This window comes from Streptomyces sp. JB150 (assembly GCF_011193355.1).
Lineage (GTDB): Bacteria > Actinomycetota > Actinomycetes > Streptomycetales > Streptomycetaceae > Streptomyces.
Genome location: NZ_CP049780.1, coordinates 3,227,162 through 3,252,813, shown reverse-complemented (window position 1 = coordinate 3,252,813; position 25,652 = coordinate 3,227,162). Strand labels below are relative to the sequence as shown.

Annotated in this window: 23 protein-coding genes and 1 pseudogene; 13 read left to right on the top strand and 11 right to left on the bottom strand. The window is 73.0% G+C overall.

What is annotated here, in order from left to right:
- Positions 1-368 precede the first annotated feature (368 nt).
- Positions 369-1,103, top strand: a complete 735-nt coding sequence (locus tag G7Z13_RS15205; RefSeq protein ID WP_166004970.1) for a TetR family transcriptional regulator — start codon at positions 369-371, stop codon at positions 1,101-1,103.
- Positions 1,104-1,130: 27 nt separating this feature from the next.
- Here the strand turns inward: G7Z13_RS15205 and G7Z13_RS15200 are convergent, their stop codons facing one another.
- Complete coding sequence (locus G7Z13_RS15200; protein WP_165999688.1) at positions 1,131-2,096, bottom strand: YafY family protein; 966 nt, start codon at positions 2,094-2,096, stop codon at positions 1,131-1,133.
- Positions 2,097-2,346: 250 nt separating this feature from the next.
- On the opposite strand from G7Z13_RS15200, the gene G7Z13_RS15195 reads away from it, so the two are divergent.
- The 5 genes from G7Z13_RS15195 to G7Z13_RS15175 all read left to right on the top strand — a co-directional run bounded on the left by G7Z13_RS15195 (position 2,347) and on the right by G7Z13_RS15175 (position 8,674).
- Entirely contained in the window at positions 2,347-3,798 is a 1,452-nt protein-coding gene (locus tag G7Z13_RS15195) for an MFS transporter (protein WP_240926493.1), read from the top strand.
- Positions 3,799-4,085: 287 nt separating this feature from the next.
- Positions 4,086-4,847: a DeoR/GlpR family DNA-binding transcription regulator gene (locus G7Z13_RS15190; RefSeq protein ID WP_165999684.1), complete on the top strand. Its 762-nt coding sequence runs from the start codon at positions 4,086-4,088 to the stop codon at positions 4,845-4,847.
- Entirely contained in the window at positions 4,844-5,791 is a 948-nt protein-coding gene (pfkB, locus tag G7Z13_RS15185; protein WP_165999682.1) for a 1-phosphofructokinase, read from the top strand. Before G7Z13_RS15190 ends, pfkB begins: the two co-directional genes overlap by 4 nt.
- Positions 5,792-6,092: 301 nt before the next feature.
- Positions 6,093-8,297 carry a fructose-specific PTS transporter subunit EIIC gene (locus G7Z13_RS15180; protein WP_165999680.1) on the top strand — a complete coding sequence of 735 codons (2,205 nt, stop codon included), beginning with the start codon at positions 6,093-6,095 and terminating at the stop codon, positions 8,295-8,297.
- Positions 8,298-8,395: 98 nt separating this feature from the next.
- Positions 8,396-8,674, top strand: coding sequence for a hypothetical protein (locus G7Z13_RS15175; RefSeq protein WP_165999678.1), 279 nt, complete (start codon positions 8,396-8,398; stop codon positions 8,672-8,674).
- Positions 8,675-8,803: 129 nt separating this feature from the next.
- Here G7Z13_RS15175 and G7Z13_RS15170 read toward each other — a convergent pair whose 3' ends face one another.
- The 3 genes and pseudogenes from G7Z13_RS15170 to G7Z13_RS15160 all read right to left on the bottom strand — a co-directional run.
- A complete protein-coding gene (locus tag G7Z13_RS15170; protein WP_165999677.1) occupies positions 8,804-9,550 on the bottom strand; it encodes a DUF6227 family protein in 747 nt (248 codons plus the stop codon).
- A gap of 236 nt (positions 9,551-9,786) precedes the next feature.
- Complete coding sequence (locus tag G7Z13_RS15165; RefSeq protein ID WP_165999675.1) at positions 9,787-10,821, bottom strand: P1 family peptidase; 1,035 nt, start codon at positions 10,819-10,821, stop codon at positions 9,787-9,789.
- 55 nt (positions 10,822-10,876) lie between these two features.
- Positions 10,877-11,559: pseudogene (locus G7Z13_RS15160) on the bottom strand (low temperature requirement protein A); the annotation flags it as partial.
- 39 nt (positions 11,560-11,598) lie between these two features.
- Here G7Z13_RS15160 and G7Z13_RS15155 point away from each other — a divergent pair.
- Complete coding sequence (locus G7Z13_RS15155; protein WP_165999673.1) at positions 11,599-11,775, top strand: hypothetical protein; 177 nt, start codon at positions 11,599-11,601, stop codon at positions 11,773-11,775.
- A gap of 22 nt (positions 11,776-11,797) precedes the next feature.
- Here the strand turns inward: G7Z13_RS15155 and mscL are convergent, their stop codons facing one another.
- From mscL to G7Z13_RS15125, 6 genes are all read right to left on the bottom strand, one after another.
- Positions 11,798-12,274 (bottom strand): large conductance mechanosensitive channel protein MscL, encoded by a 477-nt coding sequence (mscL, locus tag G7Z13_RS15150; protein ID WP_165999671.1) that lies wholly within the window; start codon positions 12,272-12,274, stop codon positions 11,798-11,800.
- A 144-nt stretch (positions 12,275-12,418) separates the two neighbouring features.
- Positions 12,419-12,928, bottom strand: coding sequence for an RcpC/CpaB family pilus assembly protein (locus tag G7Z13_RS15145; RefSeq protein ID WP_346767991.1), 510 nt, complete (start codon positions 12,926-12,928; stop codon positions 12,419-12,421).
- Between the two features lie 324 nt (positions 12,929-13,252).
- Positions 13,253-14,086: an S-methyl-5'-thioadenosine phosphorylase gene (locus G7Z13_RS15140; RefSeq protein WP_165999669.1), complete on the bottom strand. Its 834-nt coding sequence runs from the start codon at positions 14,084-14,086 to the stop codon at positions 13,253-13,255.
- 189 nt (positions 14,087-14,275) lie between these two features.
- Positions 14,276-14,578 carry an FmdB family zinc ribbon protein gene (locus G7Z13_RS15135; protein ID WP_165999667.1) on the bottom strand — a complete coding sequence of 101 codons (303 nt, stop codon included), beginning with the start codon at positions 14,576-14,578 and terminating at the stop codon, positions 14,276-14,278.
- 67 nt (positions 14,579-14,645) lie between these two features.
- The gene (locus tag G7Z13_RS15130) at positions 14,646-15,941 is read right to left on the bottom strand and encodes an MFS transporter (RefSeq protein ID WP_165999666.1); all 1,296 of its coding nucleotides are present in this window, start codon (positions 15,939-15,941) and stop codon (positions 14,646-14,648) included.
- 294 nt (positions 15,942-16,235) lie between these two features.
- Entirely contained in the window at positions 16,236-17,792 is a 1,557-nt protein-coding gene (locus G7Z13_RS15125) for a potassium/proton antiporter (protein ID WP_166004967.1), read from the bottom strand.
- A gap of 218 nt (positions 17,793-18,010) precedes the next feature.
- Between G7Z13_RS15125 and G7Z13_RS15120 the strand changes: the two genes are divergently transcribed.
- Positions 18,011-20,860, top strand: coding sequence for a penicillin acylase family protein (locus G7Z13_RS15120; RefSeq protein ID WP_165999663.1), 2,850 nt, complete (start codon positions 18,011-18,013; stop codon positions 20,858-20,860).
- Between the two features lie 57 nt (positions 20,861-20,917).
- Here the strand turns inward: G7Z13_RS15120 and G7Z13_RS15115 are convergent, their stop codons facing one another.
- A complete protein-coding gene (locus G7Z13_RS15115; protein ID WP_165999661.1) occupies positions 20,918-21,529 on the bottom strand; it encodes a 5-formyltetrahydrofolate cyclo-ligase in 612 nt (203 codons plus the stop codon).
- Between the two features lie 93 nt (positions 21,530-21,622).
- Here G7Z13_RS15115 and galU point away from each other — a divergent pair, with 93 nt between their 5' ends.
- The 5 genes from galU (at position 21,623) to G7Z13_RS15090 (ending at position 25,549) form a co-directional block, all read left to right on the top strand.
- The gene (gene galU / locus G7Z13_RS15110) at positions 21,623-22,525 is read left to right on the top strand and encodes a UTP--glucose-1-phosphate uridylyltransferase GalU (RefSeq protein WP_165999659.1); all 903 of its coding nucleotides are present in this window, start codon (positions 21,623-21,625) and stop codon (positions 22,523-22,525) included.
- A 5-nt stretch (positions 22,526-22,530) separates the two neighbouring features.
- Positions 22,531-23,853, top strand: coding sequence for a gephyrin-like molybdotransferase Glp (gene glp, locus G7Z13_RS15105; RefSeq protein WP_165999657.1), 1,323 nt, complete (start codon positions 22,531-22,533; stop codon positions 23,851-23,853).
- A gap of 84 nt (positions 23,854-23,937) precedes the next feature.
- Positions 23,938-24,417 carry a cyclic pyranopterin monophosphate synthase MoaC gene (moaC, locus tag G7Z13_RS15100; RefSeq protein ID WP_165999655.1) on the top strand — a complete coding sequence of 160 codons (480 nt, stop codon included), beginning with the start codon at positions 23,938-23,940 and terminating at the stop codon, positions 24,415-24,417.
- Positions 24,414-24,929, top strand: coding sequence for a MogA/MoaB family molybdenum cofactor biosynthesis protein (locus tag G7Z13_RS15095; RefSeq protein WP_165999653.1), 516 nt, complete (start codon positions 24,414-24,416; stop codon positions 24,927-24,929). The genes moaC and G7Z13_RS15095 overlap by 4 nt, the downstream gene beginning before the upstream one ends.
- Positions 24,926-25,549, top strand: coding sequence for a GNAT family protein (locus tag G7Z13_RS15090; protein ID WP_166004965.1), 624 nt, complete (start codon positions 24,926-24,928; stop codon positions 25,547-25,549). The genes G7Z13_RS15095 and G7Z13_RS15090 overlap by 4 nt, the downstream gene beginning before the upstream one ends.
- The last annotated feature ends 103 nt before the right edge of the window (positions 25,550-25,652 follow it).

The following is a 25,652-nucleotide window of genomic DNA, read 5'->3' as shown; positions in this document are numbered from 1 at the left end:
ACCCGTGAGCGGCCGGGAACAAGACTTCCGGGTACAGGAGTTTGGTCACCGCGAGGCCTCGGTACTCCACCCACACGCACCACACCACCCATATGAAGCCACGTCCCGACGCACTCCCCCCGGCGCCGGGACTCTCCCAGCCGGGCTTCGGCGCCTTCCCCCGGGCGTCGGAGTCCGGCTCTTTTTCTGCCTGTGCGGGCGCGCACACGCGCGGGCATGGCTGAGCGGCGGGGCACCCCGTACCTGAACCCCGGGGTGGCCCACCGCCGGTGGCAGATTGTGCCACAACGGCATAGCCTGCCGTAGTGACCAGCACCACCCCAGCACAGCCGTCCTCGCTGACCGAGCGGCGCAAGGCGGCCACCCGGATGGAGATCGCCCGCGCGGCGGCCGGCCTGTTCGTCCGTCAGGGCCTGCGCGCCACCCGCGCCGAGGACATCGCCCGGGCCGCGGGCATCGCACCGCGCACCTTCTACCGCTACTTCGCCGGCAAGGAAGAGGCCGTCGCCCCGCTCTACGCCGCCGGCGCCCAGCGCTGGGCCGAGGCGGTGCGCGAGGCCCCGGCCGGCCTGTCCGTGCCCGAGGCCCTGGAACACGCCGTCCGGCACACCCTGTCCCCGGGCGCCGGGGTCTCGGCCGCGTCCTGGGAGTGGGTCCGCACCCTCATCCGCCTGGCCACCACCAGCCCGGCGCTGCGGAAGGTGTGGGCCGAGGTGTGCCAGGAGGCGGAGGGCACGCTGGCGGAGGTCCTGGCGGCACGGACCACCACGGCGACCGCCGCCGCGACCGCCGCGGACCCCACCCCGAGCGCCGACAACGTTGCCGAGCACACCCCCGACGGGCTCGCCGGGACCGCTGCGCCGCACGCGGCCGACACGGCTGCCGCTGCACACGCGGCCGACGCGGCCGCTCCCTCCCCTTCCCCAGGCGCCCCCGCCCCCCGCTTCGCCGCCGCCGTCGCCAGTGCCGCCGTACGCGTGGCCGTGGAGAACTGGGCGGCGGGTGACGCTCCGCCGACCGGCCCGGCGGGTCCGGCCGCGCTGGCGCTGCGGAACCTGGCGGCGCTGCGGGACTTCCCGTGGGAGGGGCGACACGCCCCCTAGGGGGTGTCCGGGCCGCCCGGCCGGGTCTCAGTCACCCGCCGCCCGGGTCAGCCGGCCCCCCAGCTCCCGTACGCACTCCACCAGTTCCGCGGGCTCCTGGACGCTGAACTCGTGGCCCAGCATGGCGAGGCGTACCGCCAGCCACTCCACCGGGTCGCCGGTCGTGCCGTGGAGGCGGCAGGTGGCGTCGTCCAGGGGTTCCGGCGTGCCCACCCAGGACGGCAGGCGGTCCCCGACGGCCTGGGCGGGGGCCGCGAAGGTGACCGTGAAGTCGTACGTCTCGCTCTGCCGGGCGATCGACCGCCGGAGGTACTCCGCCGCGCTCCCCGTGGGCAGTTCGCGCGGGGTGAAGCGGGCGCCGGTGGCGAAGGGGTCGCTGATCCGGTCGACGCGGAAGGTACGCCAGTCCGCGCGGTCGAGGTCGTAGGCGACGAGGTACCAGCGGCGGCCGGTCGACACCAGGCGGTACGGCTCGGTGAGGCGGCGGGACTCGGTGCCGTCCTTGGCGCGGTAGGCGAACCGCAGCCGCTCGTGGCCGGCCACCGTCGAGGCCATGACGGTCAGTGTCTCGGGGGCGATGCTCGGACCGTCGCCGCTGGTCAGGGGCGTGGTGGCGGCCTGGAGCGTGGCGACGCGGTGGCGCAGCCGGGACGGCAGCACCTGCTCCAGCTTGGCCAGGGCCCGTACCGACGCCTCGTCCACGCCCTCGACGGCGTGTCCGGCGCCGGCCCGCAGGCCGACCGCGATGGCCACCGCCTCCTCGTCGTCGAGGACGAGCGGCGGCATGGCCTTGCCCGCGACCAGCCGGTAGCCGCCGTCGGAGCCCTTGGTCGCCTGCACGGGGTAGCCCAGCTCGCGCAGCCGGTCGATGTCCCGCCGGACCGTGCGCCGGGAGACCGCGAGCCGGTCGGCCAGCTCGCCGCCGGGCCACTCGCGCGGGGTCTGGAGGAGGGAGAGGAGCTGTAGCAGCCGGGCCGGGGTGTCCGTCGTCATGAGACGAGGATGCCGGAGAACTAGGACACGACCTGACCTACTCGGGGCCTAGTTTCGCGTCATGACCTCCAGCGACTCCACCAGAACCACCGACTCCACGAGAACCAGCGATCCCACTGGAACCATCACTGGAACCATCGATCCCACGGGACCCATCGACTCCAAGGACACCGCCGGATCCATAGGGAGCACCGGCTCCACCGGGAGCACCGGGCCCGACCGGCGCCGCTGGTTCGCGCTGGCCATCGTGATGACGGCGGCCTTCATGGACCTCGTCGACGTCACGATCGTCAACATCGCCATCCCGTCCATCCAGCGGGAGGCGGGCGCGTCCGTCGCCCAGATCCAGTGGATCACCGCCGGTTACGCCCTCGCCTTCGCCGCCGGCCTGATCACCGGTGGCCGTCTCGGCGACATCCACGGCCGTAAGCGGGTGTTCCTCATCGGCATCGGCGGCTTCACCGTCGCCTCCGCGCTGTGCGGACTCGCCGCGAACCCGGAGATGCTGGTCGCCGCGCGCGTCCTGCAGGGCGCCATGGCCGCGCTGATGGTGCCTCAGGTGCTGTCGATCGTGCACGCCACCTTCCCGGCGCACGAACGGGGCAAGGTCTTCGGGCTGTTCGGCGCGGTCGTCGGGCTCGGCGCGGTCTCCGGGCCGCTGCTGGGCGCGCTGCTGACGGAGTGGAACCTGTTCGGGCTCGAATGGCGCCCCATCTTCCTCATCAACCTGCCGGTCGGCCTCGCGGGCCTGATCCTGGGCGGCCGTTTCATCACCGAGTCCAAGGCGCCGCGCGCCCTCAAGCTGGACCTGGCCGGTGTCGCGCTGGTGACGCTGGGCCTGCTGATGCTGCTCTACCCGTTGACCCGTGGCCGCGAGCTGGGCTGGCCGTTGTGGGGCCATCTGTCCATGGCCGGCGCGTTCGTCGTCTTCGCGGCGCTGGTGGCGTACGAGCGGCGCAAGGCCGCCCGCGACGGCTCCCCGCTGGTGGAACTGTCCCTGTTCCGGGTGAAGAGCTTCGCGGCGGGCATCGCCGTGCAGACCGTGTTCGGGGTGGCGCTCGGCATCTTCTTCCTGGTGTGGACGCTGTATCTGCAGATCGGTCTGGGCTGGGGCGAGTTGAAGGCGGGTCTGACCGGTGTGCCGTTCTCCGTCGCCGTCTCCGTGGCGGCCGGGCTGTCCGTGCAGAAGCTGGTCCCGCGCTTCGGCCGCAAGGTCCTCCAGGCGGGCGCGCTGATCATGGCGGCGGGCGTGCTGCTCTACCTCTGGGAGTGCGACCGCTACGGCCTGTCCATCGCCCCCTGGCAGATGGCGCTGCCGCTGGTCGTGATGGGCGTCGGGATGGGGCTGATCGTCGCCCCGCTGACCGACGCGGTGCTGTCGGAGGTGCCGCGCGAGCACGCGGGTTCGGCGTCCGGGCTCATCAACACCGTGCAGCAGATGGGCAACGCACTCGGGCTCGGCCTGGTGTCCGTGGTCTTCTACGGCGTGATCGACGAGCACCTGACCCCGGCCGGGACGGGTCCGGCCTTCGTGAACGCCTTCCAGCACGCCCTCGGCTGGGTGGCCGGCGTGCTGGCCGTGATCTTCCTGCTGATGACCGCGCTGCCGAAGCGCCCGGCGCAGCACGTGGAGGGTGCGGCGCCGGCGGCGACCGGGAGCGCCTCGCCCGAGAAGGCGGCCGAACGGGAACTGGTCTCCTGACGCTCCAGGCCTCCTGATGTCTCCTGATGCTCCGGACGAAGGGCCCGGCCTCCTGGCAGTGGAGGCCGGGCCCTCGCCATGCAGGGAGGCCGTTCCTCGCCATGCAGGAGGCCGAGCCTCGCCACGCAGGGAGGCCCGGGCCCTCACCATGCCTCGCAGGCTTCGGGGCACGCCCGGTCATGCCCGTTTATGCCCGGACCCGTACCCGAACCTGTTTACATTTCGGAAAACCCGTCGTAGCCTCGCCTTGAAACCACACGTTCGGGCACACTCGGAGGCGAACGGACATGTACGCACCGGAGCGGCAGCAGGAGATCCTCCGGCTCGCCCGCGACGGCGGCCGGGTGGACGTGGTGTCGCTGGCCGAGGAGTTCCAGGTGACGGCGGAGACCATCCGCCGCGATCTGAAGGCCCTCGACCGCGCCGGCCTGGTGCGCCGCGTGCACGGCGGTGCGATCCCCGTCGGGCGCCTCGACTTCGAGCCCGACCTCGCCGAACGCGAGTCCACGGCGGCGGACGAGAAGGACCGGATCGCCAAGGCCGCCCTCGCGGAACTGCCCGCCGAGGGCACCATGATCCTCGACGCCGGCACGACGGTGGCCCGGCTGGCCGCGGCGATCCCGCTGGAGACCTCCCTCACCGTCGTCACGCACAGCCTGCCCATCGCCGCCCGCCTCGCCGACCACCCCGGCATCCAGCTCCACCTCGTCGGAGGGCGCGTACGGCACCGCACGCGCGCCGCCGTCGACGCCTGGGCGCTGCGGGCGTACGGCGAGATCCGCGCCGACGTCCTCTTCGTCGCCGCCAACGGCTTCTCCGCCGGCCACGGTCTGACCACCCCCGACCTCGCCGAGGCCGCGGTGAAGCGGGCGGCGATGGCCGCGGCCCGCCGGGTCGTGCTGCTCGCCGACTCCTCCAAGCACGGCGAGGAGCACTTCGCCCGCTTCGGCGACCTGAGCGACGTGGACCTGCTGATCACCGACAGCGGGCTGAGCAACGAAGACGCCGCCGCCATCGAGCGCGGCGGCACGGAAGTAGTGCGCGCATGATCCTCACCGTCACCCCCAACCCGTCCCTCGACCGCACCTACGAGGTGCAGGCCCTCAAGCGCGGCGAAGTCATCCGCGCCGAGACCGAGCGCACGGACCCCGGCGGCAAGGGCGTCAACGTCTCGCGCGCCGTCGCGGCCGCCGGACGGCGCACGGTGGCGGTACTGCCCCTCGGTGGTGCGCCGGGCGCACTCGTCGCGGATCTGCTCGACGCGCAGGGCATCGAGGTGGCGCCGGTACCGATCAAGGGCGCCACCCGCTCCAACATCGCGCTCGCGGAGTCCGACGGCGTCCTGACCAAGATCAACGCGCCGGGCCCCGAACTGCGGGCGGCCGAGCAGGAACTGCTCCTGGAGACCGTGCGCGAGCACTCGCGCGACGCGGACTGGATCGCCTGCTGCGGCAGCCTGCCGCGCGGCCTCGCGCCCTCCTGGTACGCCGATGTGGTCGCCCGGGCGCACGCCGGGGGCGCGCGGATCGCGCTGGACACCTCCGGGCGCGCGCTGCTGGAGGCGCTGCCCGCCCGGCCCGACGTGGTGAAGCCCAACGCCGAGGAACTGGCGGAAGCCGTCGGACGTCCGCTGGCCACGGTGGGCGACGCGGTCAAGGCCGCCGAGGAGCTGCGCGAGCGCGGCGCCCGCGCCGTCCTCGCGAGCCTGGGCGCCGACGGCCAGCTGCTCGTGGACGACGCGGGCACCTGGTTCGGCAGCGCCCGCGTGGACGCCGTACGCAGCAACGTCGGCGCCGGTGACGCCTCCCTCGCCGGCTTCCTCATCGCCGGCGGCAGCGGCCCCGACGCCCTCGCCTCCGCCGTCGCCCACGGCGCCGCCGCCGTCCGACTCCCCGGCAGCGTCATGCCGGCCCCGGCCGACCTGGACCCGGCGGCGGTCTCGGTCACGGCGGACGTGCCGATGGACCGCGTACTGAGGGAGGCGGTGTCATGACGCCCGCGCCACCGCACCGCCCGGCCGCCGTGGAACGGCGAGGCTCCCCCTTACTCGCCGCGCCCCACGGGCGGGCCCCCCACCCCCGTGACTCCGGCGGCCCCGATGACCCCCGTTTCGGCCCCGGTGACTCCGGTGAGTCCGCCCCCGCCCGGAGGCGAGGTTTGCCCGGCCCCGCCTCCGCCCGCCGACGGATCCCCTCGACCCGTACGGCCCCCGCCCCCGCGTCCCCCCACCGCACCCCCGTCCCCTCTCCCGCCCACCTCACTCCCCGGGCGATACGCGAGCTAAGGAGCCCGCGATGAGCGACATGATCACCGCGGACCTGGTCGACCTCGACCTGTCCGCCGACACCAAGGAAGCCGCCTCGCGCGCCCTCGCCCAGCGCATGGCCGCCCTGGGCCGGGTGACCGACCTGGACGGCTTCCTCGCCGACGTGGCCGCGCGCGAGGCGCAGATGCCGACCGGGCTCGACGGCGGCATCGGCATCCCGCACTGCCGCAGCGCCCATGTCACCGAACCGACGCTCGCCTTCGGGCGCAGCGCCGCCGGCATCGACTTCGGCGCCGCGGACGGACCGGCCGACCTGATCTTCCTGATCGCCGCCCCCGCCGGCGCCGACGACGCCCATCTGACGATCCTGTCGTCGCTCGCCCGGCAGCTGATGAACAGCGAGTTCACCGACGCCCTGCGCGCGGTCGGCGACCCGGCGCGGGCCGCGGCGCTCATCCGCGGAGACGAGCCCCCGGCCACGGCCACGGGCCCGTCCACGACCCCGACCACGGCCACGGGCCCGACCACGGCCACGACCGCAGCCCCGTTCACGACCGCGGCCGAGGACGGCGCCGAAGACTCCGTGGCGGCGTCGGTGGCGGCCTCCACCGACGCCGCCACGGACACCACCACCCCGACCTCCACCCCGGCCACGGAGACCGCCGCCGCCGGCACCGCTGGAGACGCCGCCGACGTGAACGCGGGCGCCGACGGGGGCGCCGGGCGCCCCTTCCGTATCGTCGCCGTCACTTCCTGCCCCACCGGCATCGCGCACACCTACATGGCCGCCGAGGCCCTGGAGAACGCGGGCCGCGAGGCGGGCGTCGACGTCGTCGTCGAGACCCAGGGATCGGCGGGCTTCACCCGGCTCGACCCGGCCGTCATCGCCGCCGCGGACGGCGTCATCCTCGCCCACGACGTCGCCGTACGGGAGAAGGAACGGTTCGCCGGGAAGCCGACCGTCGACACCGGCGTGAAGGCGGCCATCAACCGCCCCGCCGCCCTGATCGCCGAGGTGCGCGAGAAGGCCGCCCGCGGCGAGGTCACGCCCGCCTCGGGACGGCCCGGCGGCACCCCCGTGGAGCGCGCGGGCGAGCCCGGCGAGGGCTACGGCACCAAGCTGCGCAAGTGGCTGATGTCGGGCGTCAGTTACATGGTCCCGTTCGTCGCGGCCGGCGGCCTGCTCATCGCCCTCGGCTTCGCGATCGGCGGCTACCGGATCAACGAGGCCAAGCCGGTCACGGAGGTCTTCGACTGGGGCCAGGCCGACAGCTGGGGCGCCCTGCTGTTCCAGATCGGTGCCGTGGCGTTCGAGTTCCTGATCCCCGTGCTCGCCGGTTACATCGCCTACGGAATGGCGGACCGGCCGGGCCTGGTGCCCGGATTCGTCGGCGGCATGATCGCCTTCGACATCAACGCCGGTTTCCTCGGCGGCCTCGCGGCCGGTCTGATCGCCGGTGGCGTGGTGATGGCGATCCAGAAGGTCACCATCCCGCCGGTGCTGCGCGGCATCATGCCGGTGGTCGTGATCCCGCTGCTCTCCTCGATGGTCGTCGGCTTCCTGATGCTCGTCGTGATCGGCAAGCCGATCGCCGAGGCCCAGAAGGCGATGACCGACTGGCTGGAGGGCCTCTCCGGCGCCAACGCCGTCCTCCTCGGCGTCCTGCTCGGCCTGATGATGTGCTTCGACCTCGGCGGCCCCATCAACAAGGTGGCCTACACCTTCGCCACGGCCGGCATCTCCGTCGCCGCGCCCAGCGACTCCGCGATGAAGATCATGGCCGCGGTGATGGCCGCCGGCATGGTCCCGCCGCTGGGCATGGCCCTGGCCACCACCCTGCGCCGGAAGCTGTTCACCCCGGCCGAGCGCGAGAACGGCAAGGCGGCCTGGGTCCTCGGCGCCTCCTTCATCTCCGAGGGCGCCATCCCGTTCGCCGCCGCCGACCCGCTGCGGGTCATCCCCGCCTCCATGGCGGGCGGCGCGGTCACCGGCGCCCTGGCCATGACGTTCGGCTCGACCCTGCGCGCCCCGCACGGCGGTGTCTGGGTCACCTTCCTCATCGGCAAGCCGTTCCTCTACCTGCTCGCCATCGCCGCCGGTACGGCCGTCACCGCCGGCCTGGTCATCCTCCTGAAGGGCCTGCGCAGGCCGGCCCCCGGCACCGAGACCGCCCCGGCCGCCGACGGCCCGGCCGCCCCGGCGGCCGAGCCCAGGCAGCCGGTGGCCGCGTAACCGCCCGACGCAGCGCCGCCTTGGGCGGGTTTGCGAGATAGATCACGGTCCGGGGCGGAAGTCCCGGACCGTGGTGTCTACTGGGGCACATAGGACACATGCCTGAGCACGTCTCGATCCTCCAGTGGGCGGGCGTCGCCGTCCTCGCCGCGGCGGCCGTGATCTGGGTGATGGTCCTCGCCCGCCTGCTGCGCCGCGGCCGCCCCGGGACCGCCGTGGGCACCGGCGCGTGGGCCGCCGCGCGCACCGGCGCACGCCCTCTCGGCGCGCTGCCCCGCCAGCGCGAGAACGGCCCGCACCGGGAGTCCGTACGCCTCACCCCCGCGGAGGAAGCCGCCTTCGCGGTCCTCGTCCGCCGCCTCGGCGACGAACACTGACCACGCCCCCTGCCACGAGATCGACCGGTCCCTCGCCAAGAGATCGAACGGGCCGCGCCACGACCCCGGCCCGGCTCCCGCTACGCCCCGCCCCGGCCCGGCCCCGCGACGACACCGGCCCGGCCCTCACTACGACAGCTGCGCGGCCCGTCGTTCCATCGCCTCCCGGGCCGCCTCCTCCGAGGCGTACACCTCGCACATGTGACGCCCGTCGGGCGTGGCCGTGTGCTCGACCTCCCACAGGGAAATCTCTGTGCCGTCACGCAGCAGGAACGCGTGCTCGTAGAGGGAGAATCCCAGTCCGGCGCGGCCCGCGCGGCAGGGACGTCCGAAGGCCTGGGTGATCTGGTGCGCGCACGCGCTCCTCAGCAGCGCGGCCGTCTCCGCGTCCGGCCGGTCCGGGTTCTCCGCGCGGCGCAGCAGCCGGCGCGCGTGGTCCGCGGAGTCGTCCGGCACATACGCGTGCCGCGGCCCGGGCACCGGCGACGGCTGCACCAGCACCGGCAGCTCGAAGTCCGGCGCCTGCGACGGCAGCGGCAGCCGCATCGTCGCTGCCCGCAGCTCTTCTTCGTCGACATACACCTCGTGCTGCGCCGCGCGCCCGCGCGCGGTGTTGTGCACGAGTTCCCACAGCGTGAGCGCCGATCCGTCGGCGAGCAGCCAGGTGTGCCGGTACGTCTCGCGGTGCAGCCCCGCGCTGTGATGCGCCGAGTGCAGCGAACTGTCGTGCGCCAGCGCACCGTCCAGGCGCCCTAGCGTCTCGTCGGGCAGCTCGAACGAGTTGAGGGCGCGGCCGAGCAGTCGCGCGAGATGCTCCTCCGGAGACTCGGGCGACTCGTGTGGTTCGTACGCTGCGGTCTCGTACGGAACGCTCAAGGTTTCTCCCGGCGTTGCTGCATGTCACCTTGTGGGTGCATACCGTAGCCCCTCGGTCGGACATCGTGTCCGGGAACCGAGAAAACGTACGCGGGGAAAACGGCCGAGTCGCCGCAAAGATTCCCGCCGCACCCGGCGAACGGTCAAAATCCGCTGCTCACAGGCACCTTGTGCCCCGGTGGAGCCAACGGGGCGGACCCGTCCGCGACGCCTCGGCGCTCCCGCCTGTCCCCCCGTCAACTCCAACGGCTTCCGTACAGCTCCTCGTAGGACGGCCACGCCCCGCCCGGACCCTCCACCGGCGCCGCGGCGCGCACCGCCCGCACGATCGCGCGCGTCACCGTGTCCGCGCCCGCGGCCAGGATCTCGTTGAGCGCGAGCGGACGTTCGGCGTCGAGCGCCCGCGCTCCCGTCGCCAGCGCGAAGACCGTGTCCCCGTCGTTGAGCTGGTGCACGGGCCGTACGGCGCGCGCGATACCGTCGTGCGCCGTGCCGGCCAGCTTCTGCGCCTGTGCCTTGGTCAGGGCGGCGTCGGTGGCGACCACCGCCAGCGTGGTGTTGAGCGGCGGCGGGGCGTTCCTCGCCTCCGCCTCGGCGATGCGCCGCCGCGCGGCCTCGTGCACCCGTGCCTCGGGGTAGTCCACGCGCCCCTGGAACAACTCCCCGTACAGCACGCCGGTCTCCGGATCCGTCACCGAGCCCGCCGCGTTCGCCACCACCAGCGCGGCCACCGTGATCCCCGAGCCGAGCACGACGCTCGCGGTGCCGACCCCGCCCTTGAGCACCCCGACCACGGCACCCGTGCCGGCGCCCACGGACCCCTCCCGCACCGGCGCGCCCAGCCCCTCGGCCGCGGCCGCCTCGACGGCCTCCCGGCCGGCCGCCGCGTCCGGCCGGGCCCGGAAGTCGCCGCCGCGGCCCAGGTCGAAGACGCACGCGGCGGGCACGACCGGCACCACGTGCGCCGGGTCCGGTCCCACCCGCACCCCGCGGCCACGCTCCTCCAGCCAGGACATCACCCCGGACGCCGCGTCCAGCCCGTAGGCGCTGCCGCCGGTCAGCACGACCGCCTCCACCCGCTGCACCACGTTGCGCGGGTCGAGCGCGTCGGTCTCCTTGGTGCCGGGGCCGCCGCCGCGTACGTCCACGGCGGCGACGGCGCCGCCCTCCGGCGCGAGGACGACGGTGGTGCCGGTGAGCCATCCGTCGCCGGTGCGCGTCGCGTGTCCCACCCGCAGGCCCGCCACGTCCGTCAGAGCGTCAACAGTCATGGGCCCAGTCTGGCCCGCCGCGGCGAACGGACAGCGCCCCGATCCCCGGCCGTGTTCAGCCCGTCGGCGCGGGCTGCCGCGGCGCGCTCCCCCGAGCGGCCCGGCGCGCCGCCAGCGTCTCCCCGGTCGCCACCGCCGAAGCCGCCACGGCACCGGCCGCGAGGACCGACCACTGCCCCAGGAAACTGCAGCAGATGACGAGCAGGGCGGTCACCGGCAGCACCGCCTGCTGGGCGATGCCCGCCTTGAAGTACCCGGAGTGCAGCGCCCACACGGACAGCAGATAGAGCGCCGTCGGCAGGGTCACCGCGGCGGAGGCGGACAGCGGGGAGACGCGCGCCGTGCCGGCCGCCTGCTCGACCGCCACCTCCAGGCCCGCGCCGATCGCGGCCGCCGAGGCGAAGATCGCGTAGTGACCGTACCCCCACAGGAACGCCTGTTATTGGAGCGCAGCCGGCCGTGGGCGGGCACCACGAAGTAGATCCACCACGCGGAGAACACGATCAGCAGGCCGCCCGCCGCGATCGGCAGCAGCTCGCCCAGGGCGTCGCTGTCGTCCACCCCCGACTTCACGGCCACCGTCGCCGCCGCGACCGTCTCGCCCAGCACGATGATGGTGAACAGCCCGTACCGCTCGGCTATGTGGTGCGGGTACCAGGACGTCGGGAAGTCCTTCTCCGCGAGGACCGGCACACTCAGCTCCGCGACCACCATCACGAGGAACACCCACGGCCGCGCGCCCGACACGGCCCCGCCCCCGGGCCGTACCCTGGGGGCATGAGCACCGCCTCCGCCCCCGAGCCGCGCGACCCCAAGCCCGCGCTGATCTTCGACGACCCGCTGGACGAGCAGTCCTCCGACGACACGGACCGGGGCTGGGGCGAACGGCAGGGCGGCGACTTCGCGGACGACCTGAAGCGCTTCCTCGACGAGAAGCCGCCGCACCACCTCTGAGCAGCTGGGGAGGGGGACCCCCTCAGGACACGGTGCGGTCCGGACCCCGCTGGGCGACCAGCGCGTCGCGGATCTCCTTCAGCACCTCCAGCTCGGTCACCTCGACGATCTCCTTCGTGCCCTCGCGGGCCTGCCTGCGGGCCTCCTGCCGCGCCAGGTACTTCGCCATCGGCAGCACCATCAGGAAGTAGACGACCGCCGCGGTGATCAGGAAGCTCAGCGTCGCGCCGAGCACCGAGCCCCACAGGATCATGACGCCGCTCGTGACGGTCCCGTCCCGCCCCATCTCGCAGGGGCCCTTGAGGCAGGAGCTGTAGCTGTCCAGGTTCTTCGTGCCGATCGCCCCGACCAGCGGGTTGATCACGCCCTTCACCACCGAGTTGACGATGTTGGTGAAGGCGGCGCCGATGACCACCGCGACTGCCAGATCGACGACGTTCCCGCGCATCAGGAAGGCCTTGAAGCCCTGCCAGACGCCGGATTCCTTCTTCTCGCTCACCTCGGGGCCTCTCCTCGCACACACACGCTGTGGAATCAAACGCTCCGCAACCTACGTCACGGCGCGGTCGGACTGTCCAATCCCGTGACTCGAACGAGGTGCGGGACAGCGGCCCGCGCATCGAGCCCGCCGTCACCTCCCGCTTCAGCACAGCGTCACCGCCAGCCGGGCCGTCGCACCCGCGCCCACCAGACGCGCGGCCGTGGCCCGGTCCACCGACAGCACGACCAGCGCGCCCCCGCCGCCGGCGGACGTGACGTCACCGGGCGCGTCCAGCGGCTCGGGCACCCGGGTCACCCGCGCACCGCGCGCCACCACCCGTGCCGCGCCGCCGCCCGCCGACTCCTGCGCGGCGATCACGTCGACCCGGTCGCCGGGCCGCAGCAGCCGTACCGTCGCGGCGTCCGCGATCCGCACCGGGGCGGCCACCCGCGCCGCGGCGGGCCGCCCCGCCGCCCGGTCCGCCGCCGGGTGACCGCGGGCCCGGTCCCCGCCCGGCGGCTGCGCCGCACCGGCCGCCAGCAGCGCGGCCGCGGTGACGGCCAGCCCGGCGGCCAGCGCCCGCTGCCGGTGCCGTACCAACCGGCGCAGGCGGTGACGACCGCCGCGCACCCGCACCGGAGCGAACAGCGGCACCTCGCACGTGGCGGGCACATCCGTGCCGGGCGGGCGGGGCGCCAGGGAAGCAGGCGCGGCGGCGGAGGCCGGAGACGGCGGACACGGATACGGCTGTGGATGCGGATGCGGATGCGGATGCGGAGACGGATACGAGGCGGGCGAGTGAGCGAAGGGCACGGGGACCACCACCTTCGACGAGCGATCGGTTGCAGCCCACGATGAGGCTTCGCGCCGCCGCCCGCCGAGGCCGGTGGACTACCGACCGGTTGTGGAAAAACCCGTCACCCGAAGGGGACGTTCCGCCCGTCGGCGGGAGCCCCCGGCGGCTGCCCGTCCACCGCTGCCCGCCCACCGCAGCAACTACGGCAGCGCGAACCCCGGATCCATCCCGCCCAGCGCCCTCGTGCACAGGCAGTCCCGCTCCGCGTTCGCCGGCAGGGCGGCCACCGCGTCGAACAGCACCCCCCGCAGCCGGTCCACGTTCGCCGCGAACACCCGCAGCACCTCGTCGTGCGAGACGCCCTCTCCGGTCTCGGCGCCCGCGTCCAGGTCGGTGACCAGGGTGAGGGAGGTGTAGCAGAGCTCCAGCTCACGGGCGAGCGCTGCCTCCGGGTGGCCGGTCATGCCCACCACCGACCAGCCCTGCGCCCGGTGCCACAACGATTCGGCGCGGGTGGAGAAGCGCGGCCCCTCCACGACGACCAGCGTGCCGCCGTCCACCGCCTCCCAGTCCCGCCCGCGCGCCGCCTTCAGGGCCACCGCCCGGCCGGTGGGGCAGTAGGGGTCGGCCAGGGACACGTGCACCACGTTCGGCACGGTGCCGTCCGGCAGCGGCAGCCCGTCGAAGTACGTCGTGACCCGCGCCTTCGTACGGTCGACCAGCTGGTCGGGGACGAGCAGCGTGCCCGGCCCGTACTCGGGCCGCAGCCCGCCCACGGCGCACGGGCCGAGGATCTGGCGCGCCCCGACCGACCGCAGCGCCCAGAGGTTGGCCCGGTAGTTGATCCGGTGCGGCGGCAGATGGTGGCCCCGCCCGTGCCGGGGCAGGAAGGCCACCCGCCGGCCGGCGATCTCGCCGAGGAAGAGGGAGTCGCTGGGCGGCCCGTACGGGGTTTCCACCTGGACCTCGGTCACGTCCTCCAGGAAGGAGTAGAAGCCGGACCCGCCGATCACACCGATCTCTGCGTTCGCCATGACCAGCACAGTAGCCGCCGAGGGGGGACGGAGACACCGGCCGGGGAACGCGGAAGACCCCGCCGTCCCAGGGACGGCGGGGTCTTCCCGAAGCGAGTCGCGCGCGGGCACCGGTTCTCGCGGAGCCACCGGACCCGCGCGGTATGCCGTCCCGCGGGGAAAACCCGGTGCTGCGCGGGAGCGCCGGACTTACGCGGCGGTGCCCGTGGTGGAGGTGCTGGAGCTCGACGACTTCGAGTCGGAAGACGAAGACGACGAGGACGACGAAGAAGAGGACGACGAGTTCGACGACGCCGGCGAGCTGCTCGACGAGGAGCCGCGGCTGTCGTTGCGGTAGAAGCCGGAGCCCTTGAAGACGATGCCGACGGCCGAGAACACCTTCTTGAGGCGGCCCTGGCAGCTGGGGCACTCGGTCAGGGCGTCGTCGGTGAACTTCTGCACCGCCTCGAGGCCCTCGCCGCACTCGGTGCACTGGTACTGGTAGGTCGGCACTGTCTTCCTCCTGGCACTCTCACTCAATGAGTGCTAACGACGATCCATAGTGACGTATTCCGGCCCGTCAGTCCACCGCCACCGGCGAGCGGTGACCCACGCCACGCGCCACGGTCCGGCCGGCGGGCCGCGCCACGAGCCGCGAGCGCAGCGCCAGCACGGTCGCCAGGGCGAGCATGGTGCCGCCCATCGGGACCAGGAATCCGGCGCCGTCCCAGAAGCGGTCCTCCAGCTGACCGGCGACCGTGACGGCGGCCGCCTGGCCGAGCGCGACCGCGCCGGTCAGCCAGGTGAAGGCCTCGGTGCGGGCCCCGGCCGGAACCAGTCCCTCGACCAGCGTGTAGCCGGTGATGAGCGCGGGCGCGATGCACATGCCGACCAGCAGGCCGAGGCCCGCCAGCACGAGCACCGAGTGCGCGGCCCACAGCCCGGACGCGGCCAGCGCGAGCGCCGCGTAGCCGACGACCAGGCGGTGCTGCGGGGCGGCCTTCCAGGCGATGGCGCCGCAGGCGATCCCGGAGAGCATGTTGCCCGCGGCGAAGATCCCGTACAGGACGCCGTTCAGGCCGGGCTCGCCGATCGACTCGGTGAACGCGGCCAGCGAGACCTGCATCCCGCCGAAGACGGAACCGATGCCGAGGAAGGCGACGATCAGCACGCGCACACCGGGGACGCGCAGCGCGGAGGCGTGCTCCACGCGCGCGTGCCCGCCGCCGGTGACGGCCGGCTGCGTGCTCTTCTGCGCGGCGAACAGCAGGCCGCCCACCAGGGTCAGCGCGGCCTCGGTGACCAGGCCCGCCGCCGGGTCGACGGCGGTGCACAGGGCGGTGGCCAGCAGCGGGCCGACGACGAAGGTCAGCTCGTCGGTGACCGACTCGAAGGCGGCCGCGGTCGTCATCAGCGGCGAGCCCTGCAGCTTGACGCCCCAGCGGGCGCGCACCATGGGGCCGACCTGCGGCACCGAGGCGCCGGTGGGGACGGCGGCCACGAACAGCGCCCACAGGGGGGCGTGCGCCAGGGCGAGCGCCGTCAGGGTGAGACCGGAGACGGTGTGCACCAGCACGCCGGGGATCAGGACGGCCCGCTGGCCGAAGCGGTCCGCGAGGCGCCCGCTGTAGGGCGCGAAGAGGGCCATGGAGACGCCGGTGACCGCGGCGGCGGCGCCGGCCGCGCCGTACGAGCCGGTGGTGTGCTGCACGAGCAGCACGATGGACAGGGTGAGCATGGCGAACGGCTGGCGGGCCGCGAAGCCGGGCAGCAGGAACGTCCAGGCGCCGCGGGTGCGCAGCAGCTGCCCGTATCCCGGGCGGGAGGAGGTCGCCGTCGTGTCCTTCGACGGCTCGGTGGTGACCGTGGACGCCACGGCCCGTGCCTTTCTGCCGCCTGGTAGCACCGTCCCCGGGGTGGCGGGGCAGCGCCGAGAGCTGTCCTCTTGCGCGGAACTGCGGTAGATACCGGCGCTCACTGAGGGGAGCGGGCCGGCCGCCATACGGTCGCGCCAGCTCTGCGTCAGGCAGAGTTGGTTCGATCAGGTCTGGATGGCCTTCATGATACAGAGGTCTACGCGCGTCGCACCTGTGAAAACGAGCACTGTCCACGCCCCCGCCTGTGAACAGCCGTCTGCGCGGCTGCCCGTGAACGGCGGCCGCGCAGGCGTCTAACTCTCGTCCCCGCTCGTCCCCAGCCAGCCCGCCAGCTTGCCGCCGCGGCCCACCGCGCGCAGGCGCCGCTCGGCGGCGTCGCGGACCGGGTCCGTGGCGACGACCAGCAGTTCGTCCCCGCGCCGCAGCACCGTCGAGGGGAGCGGCACGAACGACTTCCCCTCCCGGACGACGAGGGTGACCGCGGAGCCGGCCGGCAGCCGCAGCTCGTGCACCTCGACGCCGTGCATGCGCGACCCCTCGGGGATGGCGACGGACAGCAGATGGCCGCGCAGCCGCTCCAGGGGCGCCGACTCGATGCCGAGGTCGGCGGCCTCGGAGCGGTCGCCGAGGTGCAGCTTGCGGGCGAGCCAGGGCAGCGTCGGCCCCTGCACGAGGGTGTAGACCACGACCAGGATGAAGACGATGTTGAAGATGCGGCGGCTGCCCTCGACCCCGTTCACCATGGGGATCGTCGCCAGGATGATGGGCACGGCGCCGCGCAGCCCGGCCCACGACATCAGGCTCTGCTCCTGCCACGGCACCCGGAACGGCGTCAGGCAGGCCACCACGCTCAGCGGGCGGGCCACCATGGTCAGCACCAGGCCGATGAGCAGCGCGGGCACGACGTCGTCGCCCAGCTCCGACGGGGTGACCAGCAGGCCGAGCAGGACGAACATGCCGATCTGGGCGAGCCAGCCCAGGCCGTCGGCGAACCCGCGCGTGGCCGGCCAGTGCGGCAGCCGGGCGTTGCCCATCACCATGGCGGCGAGGTAGACGGCGAGGAAGCCGCTGCCGTGCGCCAGCGCGCCCGCCGCGTACGCCGCGACCGCGATGGCCATCACGGCGATGGGGTAGAGGCCGGAGGCGGGCAGCGCCACGTGCCTCAGGCCCCAGGAGCCGAGCCAGCCCACCGCGAGGCCGACGGCGGCGCCGATGGCCAGCTCCAGCGCTATCTTCCCCACCAGGACGTACCAGTGTTCGATCGGCCCGGCGGTGGAGAAGGCGACCACGAGGATGACGACCGGGGCGTCGTTGAAGCCGGACTCGGCCTCCAGGGTGCCGGTCACGCGCGCGGGGAGGGGTATTTTCCGCAGCACCGAGAAGACGGCGGCCGCGTCGGTCGAGGAGACGACGGCCCCGATGATGAGGGCCTGGCGCCATTCGAGGCCGATGAGATGGTGGGCCGCCGTCGCGGTGACCCCGACGCTCACCGCGACCCCGACCAGCGCCAGCGCGGAGGCGGCCGGCAGGGCCGGCCTGATCTCCTTCCACTTCGTGCCCAGACCGCCCTCGGCGAGGATCACGACGAGGGCCGCGTATCCGATGACCTGGGTCAGTTCGGCGTTGTCGAAGTGGATGTCGCCGATGCCGTCCTGGCCCATGAGGACGCCGATGCCCAGGTACACGAGCAGGCTGGGGAGCCCGCTGCGCGAGGAGATCCGGACCGCGGCGACGGCGACGAGCAGGACGACCGAGCAGACGAGCAGGAGCTGGTTGAGGTGGTGGACAGTCAGCGGCCGTTCCCTTCCCTGGTCCCCGCGTGCCTCCCGCGCGCGTGAACGCTCGTACAAATCCGACACGAAGTGCGCACACTTCGCACCAACTACTTCGTTACGTTACCTAACTCTTGACGCTTTCTTGACGTTCGCCGAGGCAAGATCGAACGTCCGTCCGCGCTGGTTCCCGACTCCGCGTCAAGCCGGAGCAGGCCCTGCGCCTATGGTTGCTCCAGCGCTCTTTCATAGTCACAGCCCGACCTGCCGCTCGCGTTAGGACAGCAAGGACAGCGATGCCCCCCAACACCACCGCCTCAACGGGTCAGAAGCCCGGCAAGTCCGGCAGGAAGAAGGGGCGCAAAGCCCGTCTGATCGTGCTCGTGCTGGTGCTGGCCATCATCGGTGGCGTGGCCTACGGGGCGTACTGGACCGTCAGCACCGTCCGGGCCTCCTTCCCGCAGACCAAGGGTTCACTCACGCTCGACGGACTTTCCGGACCCGTCGACGTGAAGCGGGATGAGTACGGCATCCCGCAGATCTACGCCTCCTCCGACGAGGACCTGTTCATGGCGCAGGGCTACGTCCAGGCGCAGGACCGGTTCTACGAGATGGACGTGCGCCGGCACATGACCGCCGGGCGCCTGTCGGAGATGTTCGGCAAGAGCCAGGTCGACAACGACGAGTTCCTGCGCACCCTCGGCTGGGACCGGATCGCGAAGGAGGAGTACGACACCAAGCTGTCGGCCTCCACCAAGAAGTACCTCCAGGCGTACGCCAAGGGAGTCAACGCCTACCTGAAGGGCAAGGCGGCCGAGGAGATCTCCCTGGAGTACGCCGCCCTCGGCTTCAGCAACGACTACAAGCCCGAGGAGTGGACCCCGGTCGACTCGGTCGCGTGGCTGAAGGCGATGGCCTGGGACCTGCGCGGCAACATGAAGGACGAGATCGACCGCGCCCTCATGACCAGCCGCCTGGGCCCGAAGCAGATCGCCGACCTGTACCCGGAGTACCCCTACGACCGCAACCGGGCCGTCGTGCAGGAGGGCCAGTACAACGAGCTCACGCAGACGTTCGAACAGGGCGGCGGCTCGGGCACGCCGGCCGGGACCGGCACCGGGACAGGAACCGGGACCGGCACCGCGGGTGCCGCCGGCACGGCGGGCGCGTCGGCGGGCGGCACCGCGGGATCGTCCGCCGGGACCTCCGCGGGCACCGGCACCGGCACGGGGACCGGCACCGGCGCGGACGCGCTCCAGACCCAGCTCGCGGGCCTCCAGGAGGTCATGGAGGACCTGCCCGCGGCCGTCGGCGTCAACGGCAACGGCATCGGCTCCAACTCCTGGGTCGTGGGCGGCGCCCACACCATCACCGGCAAGCCGCTGCTCGCCAACGACCCGCACCTGTCGCCGTCGCTGCCGTCCGTCTGGTACCAGATGGGCCTGCACTGCCGCGCGGTGTCCGCCACGTGCCAGTTCGACGTCTCCGGCTACACCTTCGCCGGTATGCCCGGTGTGATCATCGGCCACAACAAGGACATCGCCTGGGGCCTGACCAACTCCGGTATCGACGCCACCGACCTCTACCTGCAGAAGCTGACCGGCGACGGCTACCTCTACGACGGCAAGGTCGTCCCCTTCAAGACCCGCGAGGAGACCATCGAGGTCGCCGGCGGCGAACCGAAGAAGATCGTCGTCCGGGAGACCAACAACGGCCCCCTGCTGTCCGACCGCGCCGAGGAACTGGTCAAGGTCGGCAAGAAGGCCACCGTCGACACCGCCGCCCCGGACCGCGGCGACGGCTACGCCATCGCGCTGCGCTGGACCGCGCTCGACCCGGGCCGGACCATGGACGCCGTCTTCGCGATGGACAAGGCGGCCGGCTGGGACGACTTCCGCGCGGCGGCGGCCCTGTTCGAGGTGCCCTCGCAGAACCTCGTCTACGCCGACACCCGCAACCACATCGGCTACACCCTGCCCGGCCGGATCCCCGTGCGCGCCAAGGGGCACGACGGCTCCGTCCCGGCGCCCGGCTGGGACGCGAAGTACCGCTGGACCGGTTACGTCGAGCAGGACGAACTGCCCTACGAGTACGACCCGGAGCGCGGCTACATCGTCGCCGCCAACCAGGCCGTGGTCGGCGAGGACTACCCGTACACCCTCACCACGGACTGGGGTTACGGCACCCGCAGCCAGCGGATCACCGACCTGATCGAGTCGAAGATCAAGGGCGGCGGCAAGGTGTCCACCGAGGACATGCGCCAGATGCAGACGGACAACAGCAGTGAGATGGCCAAACTGCTCGTGCCGCAGCTGTTGAAGATCGACGTCGGCGACAAGGACGTCCGCGAGGCGCAGAAGCTGCTGGAGGGCTGGGACTACACCCAGGACGCCGACTCGGCCGCGGCCGCCTACTTCAACGCCGTCTGGCGCAACGTCCTCAAGCTCGCCTTCGGCAACAAGCTGCCCAAGGAGCTGCGGGTCAAGGGCCAGTGCCTGTGGGTGGAGCCGGTCGACACCACCGGACCCGTGGACGACGACCGCCGGGTGCGCGAGTGCGGCCAGCGCGACGCCGACGAGGCCCAGCCCGACGGGGGCGACCGCTGGTTCGAGGTGGTCCGCACGCTGATGAACGACCCGGACAGCGACTGGTGGACGGCGCCCGAGAACTTCACCCGCCCCGGCGCCGACAACCGCGACGAGCTGTTCAAGCGCGCGATGATCGACGCCCGCTGGGAGCTGACCGCCAAGCTCGGCAAGGACATCGACAGCTGGAGCTGGGGCCGGCTGCACCGCCTGTTCCTGAAGAACCAGACCCTCGGCACCGAGGGCCCCGGCTTCCTGCGGTACGCGCTCAACCGCGGCCCCTGGAAGCTCAGCGGCGGCGAGGCGGCGGTCAACGCCACCGGCTGGAACGCCGCCGGCGGCTACGGCGTCGTCTGGGTGCCGTCGATGCGGATGGTGGTCAACCTCGGCGACCTCGACAAGTCCCGGTGGATCAACCTCACCGGCGCCTCCGGGCACGCCTACAGCGCCCACTACACGGACCAGACGGACAAGTGGACCAAGGGCGAACTGCTGCCGTGGTCCTTCTCCGAGAAGGCGGTCGACAAGAACACGACCGACACGCTGGTCCTGAAGCCGTGAGCGGCTGACCCCGATGCGAAGGGCCCTCCACGCGCGCGTGGAGGGCCCTTCGCCGTGTCAGAACCGGCGCACCCCGGACGGGGTCACCACCGCGTGCACGGGCCGGTCGTGCTGCTCCCGCGGGACCCGCTCGACGACCTCCGCGTCGTACAGCAGCACCACCAGCGCCGGACGCGCGCCCGCGCGTTCCAGCCGGGCCAGGACCCGGTCGTAGGAGCCGCCGCCGCGTCCCAGCCGCATCCCGCGCGCGTCGACCGCGAGCCCCGGCAGCAGCACGGCGTCGGCGGCGGTCACCGCGTCCGCGCCGAGGCGCTCGCCGACGGGCTCGAGGAGCGCCATCTTCCCGCCGTGCCGGACGCGGGCCAGGGAGTCCTGACCGGCGTACACGCCCCAGTCCAGGTCGTTGTCGGGCAACAGGACCGGAAGAAGGACGCGCACGCCCCGCGCGCGCAGCGCGTCGAGCAGCGCGCGCGTCCCCGGTTCACTCCCGACGGACACATAGGCCGCCACCGTGCGCGCGTGTGCCAGCTCGGGCAGCTCCAGTGCCCGCCGGGCCAGAGCCGCCTCCGATTCCCGCACGTCACCGGCCGTCAACCTGTTCCTCACCGCGATGAGCCGGCGCCGCAACGCGCGCTTGTCAGGCTCGCTCGAAGGTCCGCTGTGGCCCACCTGTCACTCCCGTACGCTTTCAATGTGCTCATATGAGCGTCTAGTAACCGGAGCCTCCGATTCCGCACAAAGGCACCGGATATGGTGTCGGGCATGACTCAGTCGCACCCCAGGATCAGCAAGGCTGTCATTCCCGCAGCAGGCCTCGGCACCCGGTTCCTGCCGGCCACCAAGGCCACTCCCAAGGAGATGCTGCCGGTCGTGGACAAGCCGGCGATCCAGTACGTGGTCGAGGAGGCCGTCGCGGCGGGCCTCGACGACGTCCTCATGATCACAGGGCGCAACAAGCGCCCGCTTGAGGACCACTTCGACCGCAACTACGAGCTGGAGTCCGCGCTCGAGAAGAAGGGCGACGCCGAACGGCTCGCCAAGGTGCAGGAGTCAAGCGACCTCGCCACGATGCACTACGTCCGCCAGGGCGACCCCAGGGGCCTCGGCCACGCCGTCCTGTGCGCCGCCCCGCACGTCGGCGACGAGCCCTTCGCCGTCCTCCTCGGCGACGACCTGATCGACCCGCGCGACCCCCTGCTCCAGCGGATGATCGACGTCCAGGAGCGGCACGGCGGCAGCGTCGTCGCGCTCATGGAGGTCGCGCCCGAGCAGATCCACCTCTACGGCTGCGCCGCCGTCGAGGCCACCACGGACGGCGACGTCGTCAAGGTGACCGGCCTGGTCGAGAAGCCGGACGCGGCCGACGCCCCGTCCAACTACGCCATCATCGGCCGCTACGTCCTCGACCCGGGCATCTTCGGCATACTGCGCACGACCGAACCCGGCCGCGGCGGCGAGATCCAGCTGACCGACGCCCTCCAGCAGCTCGCCCAGGACGAGAAGGCCGGCGGCCCCGTGCACGGCGTCGTCTTCCAGGGCCGCCGCTATGACACCGGCGACCGCGGCGACTACCTGCGTGCCATTGTCAGACTCGCGTGCGAACGTGAGGACCTGGGCCCGGACTTCCGGTCCTGGCTTCGCAGTTACGTCACCGAGGAGATGTAGCCACCGTGAGCACCGCCGCGCCCCGCGCCACCGGCCAGGACCACCTGTGGTCGGTGGACGAACACCTGGAGGACATCCTCGCCACCGTCCGCCCCCTCGAACCCATCGAGCTGAACCTGCTCGACGCCCAGGGCTGCGTCCTGGTCGACGACATCACGGTGCCGGTCTCCCTGCCGCCGTTCGACAACAGTTCCATGGACGGGTACGCGGTGCGGGTCGCGGATGTCGCGGGCGCGAGCGAGGAGTTCCCGGCCGTCCTGGACGTCGTCGGGGACGTCGCGGCCGGCCAGGCCGGACTGCTCCACGTGGGACCCGGCCAGGCCGCCCGCATCATGACGGGCGCCCCGCTGCCGCCCGGCGCCGAGGCCGTGGTCCCCGTGGAGTGGACCGACGGCGGCCTCGGCGAGGGCCCCGTCGCGGGGATGCGCGCCCGCAGCCTCGCCCCGGAGGCGGCCGGCGGCCAGGTGCGCGTCCACCGGCCGTGCGAGGCACGCGCGCACGTACGCGCCCAGGGCAGCGACGTGAAGGCCGGCGACCGCGCCCTCGACGCCGGCACCATCCTCGGCCCGCCGCAGATCGCGCTGCTCGCCGCCATCGGCCGCGGCACGGTCCGGGTCCGCCCCCGCCCGCGCGTGGTCGTATTGTCCACCGGCAGCGAACTCGTCCAGCCCGACGAGGAGCTGGCCCCCGGCCGGATCTACGACTCCAACAGCTTCGCCCTCACCGCCGCCGCCCGCGACGCCGGCGCCATCGCCTACCGCGTGGGCGCCGTCGCCGACGACGCCGAGACCCTGCGCACCGCGATCGACGACCAGCTGGTGCGCGCCGACCTCATGGTCACCACCGGCGGCGTCAGCGTCGGCGCGTACGACGTCGTCAAGGAGGCGCTGTCGCACGTCGGCGACGAGGACGAGCCGGGCAGTGGCGTCGAGTTCCGCAAGCTCGCCATGCAGCCCGGCAAACCGCAGGGCTTCGGCTCCATCGGCCCCGACCACACCCCGCTGCTGGCCCTGCCCGGCAACCCGGTGTCGGCGTACGTCTCCTTCGAGCTGTTCGTCCGCCCCGCGATCCGCACCCTCATGGGCCTCACGGACGTGCACCGGCCCGCGGCCCGCGCCACCCTGACCGCGGACCGGCCGCTGACCTCGCCCAAGGCCCGCCGCCAGTTCCTGCGCGGCGCGTACGCCGACGGCACCGTCACCCCGGTCGGCGGAGCCGGCTCCCACCTGGTCGCCGCCCTCGCCCGCGCGAACGCGCTGATCGTCGTCCCCGAGGACGTGACCTCCGTCGCGCCCGGCGACGACGTCGAGGTGATCCTGCTCGGCTGACGCCCCGGTGTTGGCGGTACCGTGTCGCGCACAGCAGGCCCGCGCGCCGCACCGCGAGGGCCCGGACCGGGAGCGGCACAGAACATGAGTACGCAGGACCGACTGACGCACATCGACGACGCGGGCGCCGCCCGGATGGTCGACGTATCGCAGAAGGACGTGACCGCGCGCACCGCCCGCGCCAGTGGACGCGTCCTCGTCTCGCCCCGCGTGGTCGAGCTGCTGCGCGGTGAGGGGCTGCCCAAGGGCGACGCCCTCGCCACCGCGCGGATCGCCGGGATCATGGGCGCCAAGCGCACCCCGGACCTGATCCCGCTGTGCCACCCGTTGTCGGTGACGGGTGTGACACTGGATCTGTCGGTCGCGGACGACGCCGTGGAGATCACCGCCACGGTGCGGACGACGGACCGCACGGGCGTCGAGATGGAGGCCCTGACAGCGGTCTGTGTCGCCGCGCTCACCGTGGTCGACATGGTCAAGGCGGTGGACAAGGGAGCGGTCATCACGGACGTGCGGGTGGAGGAGAAGACGGGCGGGAAGTCCGGCGACTGGAGCCGGTCGTGAGCCGGCCGGCCGCGCCGTACCGCGCGCTGGTCGTCACGGCATCCCAGCGCGCCGCCGCGGGCGTCTACGAGGACCGGGGCGGCCCGCTGGTCGCCGACGGCCTCACCGGCTTCGGCTTCGCCGTGGACGGCCCCCGGGTCGTCCCCGACGGCGACCCCGTGGAGGCCGCGCTGCGGGCGGGCGTGGACGCCGGGTACGACGTGATCGTCACCACCGGCGGCACGGGCGTCTCGCCCACCGACCGCACCCCGGAGGCCACCCGCGCGGTGCTCGACTTCGAGGTGCCGGGCATCGCGGAGGCGATCCGGGCCTACGGCCGGGACAAGGTGCCGACCGCAGTCCTCTCCCGGGGCCTGGCCGGAGTGGCGGGCCGCACGCTGATCGTGAACCTGCCCGGATCGACCGGCGGGGTGCGCGACGGGCTGGCCGTGCTGGAGCCGCTGCTGGTCCACGCCGTCGACCAGATCCGCGGCGGTGACCACCCCGGACCCGGACCGGGGGGTGCGAGCTGAACGGCGCATCCTGGCCCGTCGAGCTGGTCGAGGGAGACGTCGTCCTGCGGCCGATAAAGCTGCGCGACCAGCGGGCCTGGCGCGAGGTCAACCGGCGCAACCGGGACTGGCTGCGCCCCTGGGAGGCGACGATCCCGCCGCCAGGCCCCGGCGGACCGGTGATCCACCGGCCGACCTACCGCCAGATGGTGCGCCATCTGCGCGCGGAGGCGAACGCGGGCCGGATGCTGCCGTTCGTGATCGAGTACCAGGGGCGGCTGGTCGGGCAGTTGACGGTCGCCGGGATCACCTGGGGCTCGATGTGCTCCGGTCATATCGGCTACTGGGTGGACGAGGCGGTGGCCGGCCGCGGGGTGATGCCGACCGCCGTGGCCCTCGTCGTCGACCACTGTTTCCGCACCGTCGGACTGCACCGCGTGGAGGTGTGCATTCGCCCGGAGAACGGGCCGAGCCGCCGCGTGGTGGAGAAACTGGGATTTCGCGAGGAGGGGCTGCGGCCGCGTTATCTCCACATCGACGGGGCCTGGCGCGACCACCTCGTCTTCGCGCTGACCGCGGAGGAAGTGCCCGACGGGCTGGTGAACCGGTGGCGACGCAGCCGCACCCGCAGCAGTAATTGAATAAATGTTCGAAATTCTCGGCTCGATGACCGGTTCGCTGCCGTGAATTCACGGTCGGAGCGGGCCGCTGATCGCATCCCTCACAAAAAAAGCTAGAAATATC

Coding starts and splice junctions, on each gene's coding strand:
- G7Z13_RS15195 (WP_240926493.1), top strand. CDS start 2,347: ATGACGGCGGCCTTCATGGACCTCGTCGACGTCACGATCGTCAACATC.
- G7Z13_RS15175 (WP_165999678.1), top strand. CDS start 8,396: ATGCCTGAGCACGTCTCGATCCTCCAGTGGGCGGGCGTCGCCGTCCTC.
- G7Z13_RS15205 (WP_166004970.1), top strand. CDS start 369: ATGGAGATCGCCCGCGCGGCGGCCGGCCTGTTCGTCCGTCAGGGCCTG.
- G7Z13_RS15140 (WP_165999669.1), bottom strand. CDS start 14,086: ATGGCGAACGCAGAGATCGGTGTGATCGGCGGGTCCGGCTTCTACTCC.
- pfkB (WP_165999682.1), top strand. CDS start 4,844: ATGATCCTCACCGTCACCCCCAACCCGTCCCTCGACCGCACCTACGAG.
- G7Z13_RS15200 (WP_165999688.1), bottom strand. CDS start 2,096: ATGACGACGGACACCCCGGCCCGGCTGCTACAGCTCCTCTCCCTCCTC.
- G7Z13_RS15120 (WP_165999663.1), top strand. CDS start 18,011: ATGCCCCCCAACACCACCGCCTCAACGGGTCAGAAGCCCGGCAAGTCC.
- G7Z13_RS15190 (WP_165999684.1), top strand. CDS start 4,086: ATGTACGCACCGGAGCGGCAGCAGGAGATCCTCCGGCTCGCCCGCGAC.
- G7Z13_RS15165 (WP_165999675.1), bottom strand. CDS start 10,821: ATGACTGTTGACGCTCTGACGGACGTGGCGGGCCTGCGGGTGGGACAC.
- G7Z13_RS15155 (WP_165999673.1), top strand. CDS start 11,599: ATGAGCACCGCCTCCGCCCCCGAGCCGCGCGACCCCAAGCCCGCGCTG.
- G7Z13_RS15180 (WP_165999680.1), top strand. CDS start 6,093: ATGAGCGACATGATCACCGCGGACCTGGTCGACCTCGACCTGTCCGCC.
- moaC (WP_165999655.1), top strand. CDS start 23,938: ATGAGTACGCAGGACCGACTGACGCACATCGACGACGCGGGCGCCGCC.
- galU (WP_165999659.1), top strand. CDS start 21,623: ATGACTCAGTCGCACCCCAGGATCAGCAAGGCTGTCATTCCCGCAGCA.